The following is a 12149-nucleotide window of genomic DNA, read 5'->3' on the forward strand; positions in this document are numbered from 1 at the left end:
GTGAGCTGAGCGCCGCCCAGCGCGCCGCCATTGCCGCCGTGCTGCATGATCGGATGATGGAAGTGGTGTTTGCCGACATGGATGCGGCGAGCGCTCTGTTTGCTCACCATGAGCCGCGCCCCTTCACCCAGGTAGACGTACTGGGCGGTGGCCGTGCTGCGCTGGCCGAGGCCAACGTGGCGCTGGGTCTGGCGCTGGCCGACGACGAAATCGACTATCTGGTGGAGAACTTCACCAAGTTGGGCCGCAATCCCAATGACATCGAGCTCTACATGTTCGCCCAGGCGAACTCCGAGCATTGCCGTCACAAGATCTTCAATGCCGACTGGACTATCGATGGTGAGCAGCAGCCCAAGTCGCTGTTCAAGATGATCAAGAACACCTTCGAGCAGACGCCGGATCATGTCCTCTCTGCCTATAAAGACAACGCCGCTGTGATGGAAGGGAGTCAGGGTGGCCGCTTCTTCCCGAGCCCGGCTAACGGCGAGTACCAGTATCACCAGGAGCAGGTCGACATCCTGATGAAGGTGGAGACCCACAACCACCCGACCGCCATCTCCCCGTTCCCGGGGGCGGCGACCGGCTCCGGCGGCGAGATCCGCGACGAGGGTGCCACCGGTCGCGGTGCCAAGCCCAAGGCGGGTCTGGTCGGTTTCTCCGTCTCCAACCTGCGCATCCCCGGCTTCGAGCAGCCCTGGGAGCAGGATTTCGGCAAGCCGAGCCGCATCGTCAGTGCCTTTGACATCATGCAGGAGGGGCCGCTCGGCGGCGCCGCGTTTAACAACGAGTTTGGCCGTCCGGCCATTCTCGGTTACTTCCGTACCTTCGAAGAGGAGGTACCGAGCCACAACGGCGTCGAGGTGCGTGGCTACCACAAGCCCATCATGCTGGCAGGCGGTATCGGCAACATCAGAACCGAACATGTCCAGAAAGGGGAGATCCCGGTCGGCGCGGCGCTGATCGTGCTGGGCGGCCCGGCGATGAACATCGGTCTGGGCGGTGGTGCGGCATCGAGCATGGCCTCCGGCCAGTCGGCAGAAGATCTCGACTTTGCCTCGGTGCAGCGTGACAACCCCGAGATGGAGCGCCGTTGCCAGGAGGTGATCGACCGCTGCTGGCAGCTGGGGGATGAGAACCCCATCGTCTTTATCCATGACGTGGGGGCGGGTGGTCTCTCCAACGCCATGCCGGAGCTGGTCAACGACGGTGAGCGCGGCGGTCGTTTTGATTTGCGCGCTATCCAGAGCGACGAGCCGGGCATGAGCCCGCTGGAGATCTGGTGCAACGAATCCCAGGAGCGTTATGTACTGGCGGTGGCGCAAGATAAGTTGCCGCTGTTCAAGGCGCTGTGCGAGCGCGAGCGCGCCCCTTATGCCGTGATCGGTACCGCGACTGAAGAGAAGCATCTGACCCTCTCTGACAGCCACTTTGACAACCAGCCCATCGATCTGCCGCTGGACGTGCTGCTGGGCAAGGCGCCCAAGATGCACCGTGACGTGGTGACCCTGCCTGCACAGGGCAAAGCGCTCCAGCTCGATGGCATCACTCTGAGTGACGCGGCCGAGCGGGTGCTGCGCCTGCCGACCGTGGCGGAGAAATCCTTCCTTATCACCATCGGCGATCGCAGCGTGACCGGTCTGGTTAACCGCGACCAGATGGTTGGCCCTTGGCAGATCCCGGTGGCCGATTGCGCCGTCACCGCCGCTACCTACGACAGCTATCACGGTGAAGCCATGTCGATGGGCGAGCGCACCCCGGTTGCGCTGCTCTCCCACGCCGCCTCTGCCCGTATGGCGGTAGCGGAAGCGCTCACCAACCTGGCACCAACCCACATCGGGTCACTGAAGCGGGTCAAGCTCTCCGCCAACTGGATGGCTGCCGCCGGTCACCCGGGTGAAGATGCCGGTCTCTATGAGGCGGTCAAAGCGGTGGGTGAGGAGCTCTGCCCGGCCCTTGGCATCACCATCCCGGTGGGCAAGGACTCCATGTCCATGAAGACCCGCTGGCAGCAGGATGGCAAGGAGCAAAGCGTCACCTCGCCGCTCTCCCTGCTCATCTCCGCCTTTGCCCGGGTTGAGGATGTGCGCAACACAGTCACCCCGCAGTTGCGTACCGATCTCGGTGAGACCGACCTTATCCTCATCGACCTTGGCAACGGCAAACAGCGCCTCGGCGCCTCTGCGCTGGCGCAAGTCTATCGCCAGCTGGGTGACAAGGCGCCGGATCTCGACAATCCGGTTCAGCTCAAGGGCTTCTTCAACGCCATTCAGGCACTGGTGGCCGATCGCAAACTGATCGCCTATCACGACCGCTCTGACGGTGGCCTGTTCGTTACCCTGACCGAGATGGCGTTTGCCGGTCACTGCGGCCTCGACATCCAGCTCGATCGCATCGGCGGCGAGCTGCTGCCTGCGCTGTTCAACGAAGAGCTGGGCGCCGTCATTCAGGTGCGCCGCGAAGATAAAGAGGCGGTGATGACCCTGCTGGCCGGTCACGGTCTGGCAGCCTGCTCCCATGTGCTTGGCACCGTGCGCGAGGGGGATCTCATCACCTTGCAGCGTGCCGGTCAGGAGGTCTATCGCGCCAGCCGTACCGCGCTGCGCACCATCTGGGGCGAAACCAGCTGGCAGATGCAGCGCCTGCGCGACAACCCCGAGTGTGCGGATCAGGAGCACGCGGCCCGTCAGGACGCCACCGATCCGGGTCTGCATGCCAAGTTGACTTACAACCTGTCCGAGGATGTGGCTGCACCTTATATCGCCCGCGGGGTTTCCCCCCGTCTGGCCGTGCTGCGCGAGCAGGGGGTCAACTCTCACGTGGAGATGGCGGCGGCGTTCGATCGTGCCGGTTTCGCGGCAGTGGATGTCCATATGAGCGACATTCTCTCCGGTCGCATCAAGCTGGAGGAGTTCCAGACCCTGGTGGCCTGTGGCGGCTTCTCCTACGGTGACGTGCTGGGTGCAGGCGAAGGCTGGGCCAAGTCCATCCTGTTCAACGACAACGCCCGCGAGCAGTTCCAGCGCTTCTTCGAGCGTGGCGATACGCTCTCCCTGGGTGTGTGCAACGGTTGCCAGATGATGTCCAACCTGCGAGACCTCATCCCGGGCGCCGATCTGTGGCCGCGCTTTGTGCGCAACCGCTCCGAGCGCTTCGAGGCGCGCTTCAGTCTGGTGCAGGTGCAGGAGTCCCCGTCGGCCTTCTTCGCCGGGATGGCGGGCTCTGTGATGCCCATTGCCGTCTCCCACGGGGAAGGGCGTGTCGAGGTGCGCGATGCCGCTCACCTGAACGCACTGCAAGCCAGCGGTCTGGTAGGGCTGCGCTTTGTCGACAACCGCGGCAGCGTGACCGAGCAATACCCGGCCAACCCGAACGGCTCGCCGGACGGTATCACCGCCGTGACCACGCAAGATGGCCGCGCCACCATCATGATGCCGCACCCGGAGCGGGTGTTCCGCACCGTTGCCAACTCCTGGCACCCCGACAACTGGGGCGAGGACGGCGCCTGGATGCGGATGTTCCGCAACGCCCGGGTCCGTCTGGGTTAATAGAGACGGCGCCAGCGCATAAAAACAGAAACCGGCCACTTGGCCGGTTTTTTTATGGCATCGTGCGACTTCAGGCTTGGCCGTGGCCCAACTCATGGGGAGTGAAATCCCCGCGATCCAGAATGCGCAGGCAAGCGTCCACTACCGCTTCATCCAGCTTGGTGCCGCGCAGATCTATGATGTGGGCCCTGGCCTGAGGAATGCCGAGGGCGGCGCGGTAGGGGCGATCAGAGGACATGGACTCCACGATGTCGGCCACCGTGAGAATGCGGGCCTCCAGCAGGATCTGCTCACCCTTGAGCCCCGCCGGGTAGCCGGAGCCATCGAGATACTCGTGGTGCTGGTGGATCATCTGGGCGATGGGCCAGGGCAGAGCAACATCCTTGAGCACCTGATAACCGGCAATCGGGTGCTCTTTGACCAGATTGAACTCCTGAGGCGTCAGCCTGCCCGGTTTGGTAAGGATGTCGACCGGCACCTGGATCTTGCCGATATCGTGCACCATGGCCCCCAGATAGAGTCCTCGCAGCTGTTTCTCATCCAGCTTCAGCTCGCGCCCGATGGCCAGCGCCAGGGTGGCGACGTGCTTCTGGTGGCCGGCGGTGTAGGGATCGCGCTGCTCCAGCACGGCAGCAATGGCACCGAGTGCATCTTCCAGTGCCAGCTCCAGCTGACGGGCGTGCAACACTTTGTCGCGCTGGGCGGCGAGATAGGCCTGCTGGGTGCTGCGGGCCTGCAGACCGTAGGCAAGGTAGTCGGCGAGTTGGTTGAAGAGGCGCATCTCTTCATCGGTGAAGGTACGGGCCTGTTCGCTGTGGATGAGCAGTCCGCCGCGCAAGGTGGCGTGCCATTGCAGCGGCAACAGCAGGCGGGCGCGCAGGGTGGCGGAGTGGTGAACACGTTCGGTGTTCAGCATCTCGTTGCACGCGGTACCTTGGTGGATGAGATGGTGCAGAGATGGATCCCGGGTGAGCCACTCATCGTTGGAGAACCAGACCGCGTTGCCCGCCTGTGCCAGCACCTGCAGTGCGTTCTGGCCAGCCACCTCTTGCAATACGGTGACGAGGGGGAAGCGGTCATCAAAGGTGATGGCGTCGCAGATCTCCTGCAGCAGTTTCTTCTCATCGTCCTGCTCCAGCATGGCGTGGTGGGCGCGGCCGATGGCCTCCAGGGTCCAGGTGTATTGCTGCAACCGTTCCTGCTGCTGCTTGGTTTCAGTGATGTCTTCGAAGAAGACGCCGACACCCACCACCTCGCCCAGCTCATCGCGCAGGGGAAACTTGGTGGTGCTGAGCCAGCGGGCCTCGCCACCTCTGAGATAGGGCTCCTTGTGGTGCTGGGTCGTGCCGCTGGCCATGACCCTGAGATCATCATCCCGATAGCGTTGGGCCAGCTTGGCCGGGAAAAAGTCGATGTCGCATTTGCCGATGATCTGCTCCGGAGGGAGGGCAAGATCGTCGGCCACCAACCTGTTGCAGGCAATGAAGACGGAGCGGGTGTCTTTGAGCAGGACACGATAAGGCAGTTGATCCATCACCTGGCTGAGCAGAAAAGCATCCCGTGGCAGGTTGATGGCCTGTGGTGAGGTTGGGCGAGTGATGTGCTTGGATGTCATCGGGGGCCACCTGGATCAGTTGGTAAAGCAGTCGCCCGCCTGCCACACGGTAAAGCAGGCGCTGACTATCTGTTCGTCATAGCGAACGCCGGCATAGCGCGTCAGCTCGGCGAAGGCCTCGGTGAGGGACATGGCTCGCCGGAAAGGACGGTGGGCCGTCATGGCGGCGAGGGAGTCGGCCACCCGGATGATCCGCGCCTCCAGACAGATGGCATCGCCCTGCAGTCCCTGCGGGTAGCCGCTGCCATCCATGTTTTCATGGTGCTGCAGCACTATGGTGGTGATGGGCCAGGGGAAGTCTATCTGCTGCAGGATCTCGCAGCCGGCCTGTGGATGCTGCTTGATAAGCTCGAACTCCACGGGCCTCAGTTCGCGGGGGCGGGTGAGGATCTCTGCCGGGATCTGCAGCAGGCCGATGTTGTGCACCATGGCCGCGAGGCCAAGTCCATCCAGCCGCTCCTGAGAGAGTTGCAGATGCTGGCCGATGGCCAGCGCCAGATCATGCACGCGCCGCTCATGGCCTGCTGTGCTGGGATCCTTGTGGGCAATGGCGGAGGAGAGGGCGGCTATGGTCTGGAACAGCAGGGTGCGTTGCTGCTGCTCGCTCTCCTTGATGCGGGTGATATCGACCAGCGCCCCTATGATGCCGGCCACCTCGCCCTGATGGTCATAGAAGAGATCCTTGAAGTTGAGCACCTGATAGCGTCTGCCACTGCGATCCAGCAGAAGGTGCTCGAAATATTGCGGCTGCCTGCTGCGCAGCACCGCCAGATCGCGCTGGATGTACTCTTCGGCCAGCTCGGGGGGGAGGATTTCATCCACTCGCTTGCCCAGCAGATCGGCCTTGCTGATGCCGGTGATTTGGGTGAAGGTCGGGTTGCAACTGATGAAACGTCCCTCGACATCCTTGTAGAACACCGGGATGGGGATCGCCCTTAACAGGGACTCGTTGAAGCGTTGCATGTCGACCAGCTCTGCCTGCTGGCGCAGTGCCAGCTGCTCGCTGTCCCGGCACAACTGGATGGCGCGGGCCAGGTTACCAAGGATGGGGCTGAACAGTTGGCAGAGCGGCTCGCCCTGATGCTCCGGATTGGGGGAGAGCAGCAGCATCAGATATCCCCCCTCGATGTTGAGGCGATAGGCAAATGGATAGGTGCGGGAGCCGGGCAGGGGCAGCGGCGCACGCAGGATGCATTGATCGCCATCGATGACCCAGGAGGGGAGGCTCACAGATTGCCCTTGATGCTGGAGCAACTGTTCGTCCCCGATCGCCTTGATGATCCTCTGCTCCCCTTGCGGCAACTGCTGCAGCACCACGCCGACCGGGCAGGCACAGTGAAACAGGAAGCGCTGCAGCACCTTGGTCAGCAAGGCATCAAGGGTGACCTCACGACCGATACAGAGAGAGAGGTCGCAGACGATGGCCATGGCGTGATCGTTGTTCATCGTCTTCCCTCTCCGTTGCAGAGGATGGCGCCATTGTGAAACAGGGGATAGTCCCCCGGTCGCAGGCTGCCAATTTCGCCAAGGGAGAGGGCGCCGACCAGCTCATGTGCTCCGCTGTGGGTGAAGAGGGTCTCCAGCTCAAGCGCACTCTGCGTACCGAAGTGCTGTTGGCGCCCGGCGCAGTAGTAGAGCTCGATGCGTTCAGGCACTCCGTGCTGGCTGAGTTTTCCGGCCAGCTCGATGGCATGGGCGGTCGCACTTTGTGGCGCTTTGAGCAGGGTAAGGATGCTGTGATCAGGCACTTCCCCGACGCAGAGCAAGGCCCCCTCTGCGGTGACGGCGACCGGAATGCGCACGATCACGTCGCCATTGGCTCTGAGCAACCCGAGCGGTAGGTGGACGCCGTATTGGTAGAACTGATCCGGCGTGATGCTCTGCTGGAATTGCTGCCGGATCAGCGACTGATAGCGGCTGAAGGCGGGCTCCCAGTCGATAAAGGAGATCTTGTTGCCATCGCTGCTGGTGGCAAGCATGGGTTGGGCAGTGAGTTGATAGCCGTGCTCGAGCAGGGAGTAACTGTGGTGGGGAAGCAGTGCGCAACTGACCCCGTGATCCAGCAATGTCTGGTTGTCGAACAGGCAGGGCATGGCCGTGAACTGGCCGCTGCCGGCATTGACCCCGGCATAGTTGACCCTGTCCGCCAGTCGCAGATAGATCCCTTCAAGAATGGAGGCAATATTGGGGATCATGGCATCGAAGGTCAGGAAGAGCGTGGGGGTCTTCTGTGTATCCGGCCATTGTGCAAGGCGGGAAGCCAGCTGTTCGCAGATGATACCTGCCAGTGCATCGGCGTTTTCGGTAGAAGAGAGCGGGATCAGCAGGGGATTGTGGGATGCGGGACGAGGCAGTAGCCAGGCTCCCCGATCATGAAAACCATGCTGGCTGACCAGGCTTGGAAAGATGGCGCCACAGAGTTGGATGTCGAAGTGGTGACATAGCAACTGCAGTTCGGCAACGCGCGCGGCATCCTGCTCGGCCAGCAACACATCGAGTCGTTCCCCTCGGTAGGGAAGCAGTGCGTCGCTCAGTGGATGCGCATCAAATTGATGAAAGGAGGGCTGCATCATCGCGTGGAACTCCATTCCTGCCAGTCATCAATATATCAGCAAGGGGGCTGAATGAATACCAGGCAATCTTTGATGGAGTGCGATAAGTCGTTATAACGCCGAACAATTTGGGTAGGGGGGCATGCATCCATTCTGACGGATATGAAAAACCGGCCACAGGGGCCGGTTTTGATTGGGAAGCTGTTGGAGTTACTGCAGAACGACGTTCTGCAAGCCCTGCACCAGAGAGATGACCGGTTGCGGGTAGAGCCCCAGCAACACCACCAGGGCGGCAGAGAGCAGTACTACCACGCCGCCGGAGGAGAGTGCCCAGTCGGCGCTGGCATCCCGCTGCTGCATGCCCGGTTCGCGCAGATAGAGGGTCACCATCACCTTGAGGTAGTAGTAGAGACCCAGCGCGCTGCCGAGCACGATGGCGCCGGAGAGCCACCAGAGCTGCGCCTCGACGGTGACGCCGATGAGGTAGAACTTGCCGATAAAGCCGAGGGTCATCGGGATGCCCGCGAGCGACAACATCATTACCGTCATCACGGCGGTGAGGTAAGGGCGTTTCCAGAACAGGCCGCGATAGCTGTGCAGGGAGTCTGCATCCTTGCCGCGATAGGGGCTCGACATCATGCTGACGACACCAAAGGCACCGAGGCTGGTGAAGAGATACATCAGCAGGTAGACCCCGGCCGCTTCCACCGGCATCTGGCCGATGCGGCTCGCCACGATCACCGCCAGCAGGTAGCCGAAGTGGGAGATGGAGGAGTAACCCAGCATCCGTTTGACGTTGGTCTGCACCAGCGCCAGCAGGTTGCCGACGAGGATGGAGATGACCGCCATGGCGGCCAGCAACCAGTGGATCATGGGATCGGCTGCAGCCGGTACGGCCAGATAGAAGCGCAGCAGTACGGCAAACACGGCGACCTTGCTGACGGTTGCAAGGAAGTTGGCGACCGGGGCCGGGGCGCCTTCATAGACATCCGGGGTCCAGAGGTGGAAGGGGGCCAGGGAGAGTTTGAAGGCAAAGCCGACCAGCATTAACCCCAAACCGCCCATCAGCAGCGGATGGTGAGCCGGGCTCTGGGCCAGGGTCTGCCCCAGGGCGGCAAAGCTCAGGCTGCCAGCCTGCGCGTAGAGCAGCGCCATACCAAACAGCAGGAAAGCGGTAGCCGCGGCAGAGAGCACCATGTACTTCACTGCGGCTTCCAGCGAGTGGCGCTCGCGGTAGGCGTAGCCCACCAGACCGAACATCGGCAGGGTCAGCATCTCGATCCCGATAAACAGGGAGGCGAGATGGCGGGAGCAGGCCAGCACCAGTCCACCGGCGGTGGCGATCAGTAGCAACAGGAAGAACTCTTCCCGATTGTCCGGGTAGGCTTTCAGCCAGGATTGGCCAAAGGTGCAGGTTGCCAGTGAGCCTATCAGTACCAACCCCATGTAGAAGACGGCATAGCCATCAACTTGCAGCAACGGGGTAACGCCTTGCTCCCCCTGCGCCATCACGATGGGCAGGGAGAAGAGCGCCAGGTTGAGGCCAACAATGGTCACGGTAAAGGCGGTGGTGACACAGCGGCGCCAGGCGATGGCCAGCATCAGGGCCGCCATGGCCCCGGTGGTCAACAGCAGGGGAAGCAGTGCCAGCAGTTGGGAAGCGGAGAAGGTCATTGCAGGGCTCCAGCAGTCGGCAGCAGATACCAGTGCAGCACGTTGATGAGGCTGCTGCTGGCGGTATCAATCACGGGTTGGGGATAGAGGCCAAGCAGTACCAGGAGACCGGCGATCACCATCATCATGGTCAGCTCGCGGCGATCCAGTCCCTTGAGCACGCTCTCATCCTTGGCGGGGCCAAAGCAGGCGCGCTGCAGCATGATGAGGGAGTAGACCGAGGCCAGCACCAGACCGAAGGTGGCGACCGCCGTGATGACCGGGGCAACCTGGAAGCTGCCGACCAGGATCAGGAACTCGCCGACGAAGTTGCCGGTGCCCGGCATGCCCAGAGAGGCCACCGAGAAAAACAGCATCACGCCGGGCAGATAGCGCAGACGTCCCCACAGGCCGCCCATCTGGCGCAGATCCCGGGTGTGCAGCCGCTCATAGAGCTGACCGCAGAGGATAAAGAGACCGGCAGCAGAAAGACCGTGGGCGATCATCTGCACCACGGCGCCCTGCAGGGCCACTTCGCTACCCGAGTAGATGGCGATCATCACAAAGCCCATGTGGGAGATGCTGGTGTAGGCCACCAGCCGTTTGATATCGGTCTGGCCGAACGCCACGATGGCGCCGTAGATGATACCGATCAGGCCCAGCACCATGGCGTAGGGGGCGAACTCTGCAGAGGCTTCGGGGAACAGCGGCAGGGCAAAGCGCAGCAGGCCGTAGGCGGCGGTTTTCAGCAAAATACCGGCCAAGTCCACCGAGCCTGCGGTCGGCGCCTGACTATGGGCATCCGGCAGCCAGCCGTGCAGCGGCACCAGCGGCATCTTGACCGCGAAGGCGATAAAGAAGCCCAGCATCAGCAGCCACTGAACGCCCTTGCTCATCGGGGTGTTGAGCAGATCCAGATAGTTGAAGGTGAAGACACCGGTAGCATGCTGGTGGGTCAGCACCAGCCCGATGATGGCCACCAGCATGATCAGGCCGCTCACCTGGGTGTAGATGAAGAACTTGGTCGCCGCGTTGATCCGTGATTTGCCGTCAGTGACCGAATGGCCCCACAGCGCAATCAGGAAGTACATGGGAACCAGCATCATCTCCCAGAAGAAGAAGAAGAGGAACAGATCCAGCGCCATAAAGACGCCGAGCACGCCACCCAGGATCCAGAGCAGGTTCAGATGGAAGAAGCCGATGCGTTGCACGATCTCTTTCCACGAACAGAGGATGGCCAGCACCCCGATAAAGCAGGTGAGGATCACCATCAACAGTGACAAGCCATCCACCGCCAGATGCAAAGAGATGCCAAAGCGGGGGATCCACGGCAGGCGCCATTCGGCAGCCCATGGGGAAGCGGCACCAGTGACGCCCGCGCTATCGAGGCCGGTGGTGGCAAGAGAGAAATCACCACTTAGCCAGATGGCACAGGAGAGCAGCAGGCTGGCGCTCATGGAGAGGAGGGCAACCCAGCGGACAAACTGCCCGCCGAGACGCTCCATCTGCCAGCAGAGCAAGCCGCCGATAAAAGGAATTAACAAGATCCAGAGTAAGGTCACGGTATCAGCTCTCGTTCAAGTTCATATGAGATTGCACGCCCTGTTCCATCAAGGTCGGCAAACAGCCCGGCTGTACGATCTTCGTGTTGTTCATCGCGTTTACCCCAGTAGCAGCAGTGCCAGCACCAGTGCGGCACCGATCCCCATGGAAGCGGCATACCAGCGCAACTTGCCGGTCACGGTCCAGGCCAGCAGCTGGTTGCCACGCAGGGCAAACCAGGCGGGCAGGCCCATCATCCAGTCCAGCGGGTCGCGGGCCAGCAGCCGGGTGGCCAGCAGATAGGGTTTGACCCACAGCTGGTCATAGAGCCAGTCAAAGCCCCAGGCGTTGAACCAGAGGGTGCTGAGCAGGCGACCCGGCGCACTGTTGGCAATGGAGGTGGCCAGTCGGCGCTCACCGAGGAACAGCAAGGCGGCCAGTGCAATGCCTGCAATGGCGATGATGCCGGAAGTGATCTCCAGCGCATGGCGACCCTCTTCGATGTGATCCCCCGGGCCTGCGGGCAGTACCCCAGCCAGCGGCGGGGTGATCAGCGCCCCGATGCCGGTAGAGAGCACCAGCAACACCAAGAGCGGCAGGTGGTGAGCCAGACCGTGGCCCGCATGGGCTTTGGTCTGCTCTTTGCCATGGAAGGCGATAAAGATCAGCCGGAAGGTATAAAGCGACGTGAGGAATGCCCCTACCAGACCTGCCCACAGCAGCGCGCTTTGGCCAGAGGCTTCTACTTGCCACAGGATGGCGTCCTTACTGTAGAAACCGGAGGTGACCAGCGGCAGCGCGGCCAGCGCCGAGCCACCCACCAGGAAGCAGGCATAGACCAGCGGCAGACTCTTGCGCAGGCCACCCATCTTGAAGATGTTCTGCTCGTGGTGGCAGGCGACGATGACGGCACCGGCGGAGAGGAACAGCAGCGCCTTGAAGAAGGCGTGGGTCATCAGGTGGAAGATGGCCCCTTCCCATGCGCCGACACCGAGTGCCAGGAACATGTAGCCAATCTGGCTCATGGTGGAGTAGGCGAGGATCCGCTTGATATCGGTCTGAACCAGCGCCGCAAAACCGGCCAGCACCAGCGTGATGGCGCCAACCAGCCCGACCAGATGGAGGATCTCCGGGGCGAGCAGGAACAGGCCGTGGGTACGGGCAATCAGATAGACACCGGCGGTTACCATGGTAGCGGCGTGGATCAGCGCAGAGACCGGGGTCGGGCCTGCCATCGCATCC

Annotated in this window: 7 protein-coding genes; 1 reads left to right on the forward strand and 6 read right to left on the reverse strand. The window is 62.2% G+C overall.

All coding sequences use genetic code 11. The annotated features are described in order from the left end of the window. Window positions 1–3545: phosphoribosylformylglycinamidine synthase (purL, locus tag LD28_RS0105160; RefSeq protein WP_033135940.1), on the forward strand; the 3545-nt coding region annotated here is incomplete at its 5' end. Between the two features lie 70 nt (window positions 3546–3615). Here the strand turns inward: purL and LD28_RS0105165 are convergent. From LD28_RS0105165 to LD28_RS0105190, 6 genes are all read right to left on the reverse strand, one after another. Further along, window positions 3616–5160, reverse strand: a complete 1545-nt coding sequence (locus LD28_RS0105165; RefSeq protein ID WP_050514257.1) for an HD domain-containing phosphohydrolase — start codon at window positions 5158–5160, stop codon at window positions 3616–3618. A 15-nt stretch (window positions 5161–5175) separates the two neighbouring features. Beyond that, window positions 5176–6606, reverse strand: coding sequence for an HD-GYP domain-containing protein (locus LD28_RS0105170; RefSeq protein ID WP_033135941.1), 1431 nt, complete (start codon window positions 6604–6606; stop codon window positions 5176–5178). Next, the gene (locus LD28_RS0105175) at window positions 6603–7733 is read right to left on the reverse strand and encodes an FIST signal transduction protein (protein ID WP_033135942.1); all 1131 of its coding nucleotides are present in this window, start codon (window positions 7731–7733) and stop codon (window positions 6603–6605) included. Before LD28_RS0105175 ends, LD28_RS0105170 begins: the two co-directional genes overlap by 4 nt. A 189-nt stretch (window positions 7734–7922) precedes the next feature. Beyond that, entirely contained in the window at window positions 7923–9386 is a 1464-nt protein-coding gene (gene nuoN / locus LD28_RS0105180; RefSeq protein ID WP_033135943.1) for an NADH-quinone oxidoreductase subunit NuoN, read from the reverse strand. Further along, window positions 9383–10927, reverse strand: coding sequence for an NADH-quinone oxidoreductase subunit M (gene nuoM / locus LD28_RS0105185; protein WP_033135944.1), 1545 nt, complete (start codon window positions 10925–10927; stop codon window positions 9383–9385). The genes nuoN and nuoM overlap by 4 nt, the downstream gene beginning before the upstream one ends. A gap of 99 nt (window positions 10928–11026) precedes the next feature. Then, window positions 11027–12149 (reverse strand): NADH-quinone oxidoreductase subunit L (locus LD28_RS0105190; RefSeq protein WP_033135946.1); only part of this gene is annotated, 1123 nt, incomplete at its 5' end.

Origin of the sequence: Aeromonas finlandensis, assembly GCF_000764645.1 — a bacterium.
GTDB classification, from domain to species: Bacteria; Pseudomonadota; Gammaproteobacteria; order Enterobacterales; family Aeromonadaceae; genus Aeromonas; species Aeromonas finlandensis.

Excerpts from the sequence above, each read along its gene's own strand:
- LD28_RS0105165 (WP_050514257.1), bottom strand. The coding sequence starts at position 5,160 with ATGACATCCAAGCACATCACTCGCCCAACCTCACCACAGGCCATCAAC.
- LD28_RS0105170 (WP_033135941.1), bottom strand. The coding sequence starts at position 6,606 with ATGAACAACGATCACGCCATGGCCATCGTCTGCGACCTCTCTCTCTGT.
- LD28_RS0105175 (WP_033135942.1), bottom strand. The coding sequence starts at position 7,733 with ATGATGCAGCCCTCCTTTCATCAATTTGATGCGCATCCACTGAGCGAC.
- nuoN (WP_033135943.1), bottom strand. The coding sequence starts at position 9,386 with ATGACCTTCTCCGCTTCCCAACTGCTGGCACTGCTTCCCCTGCTGTTG.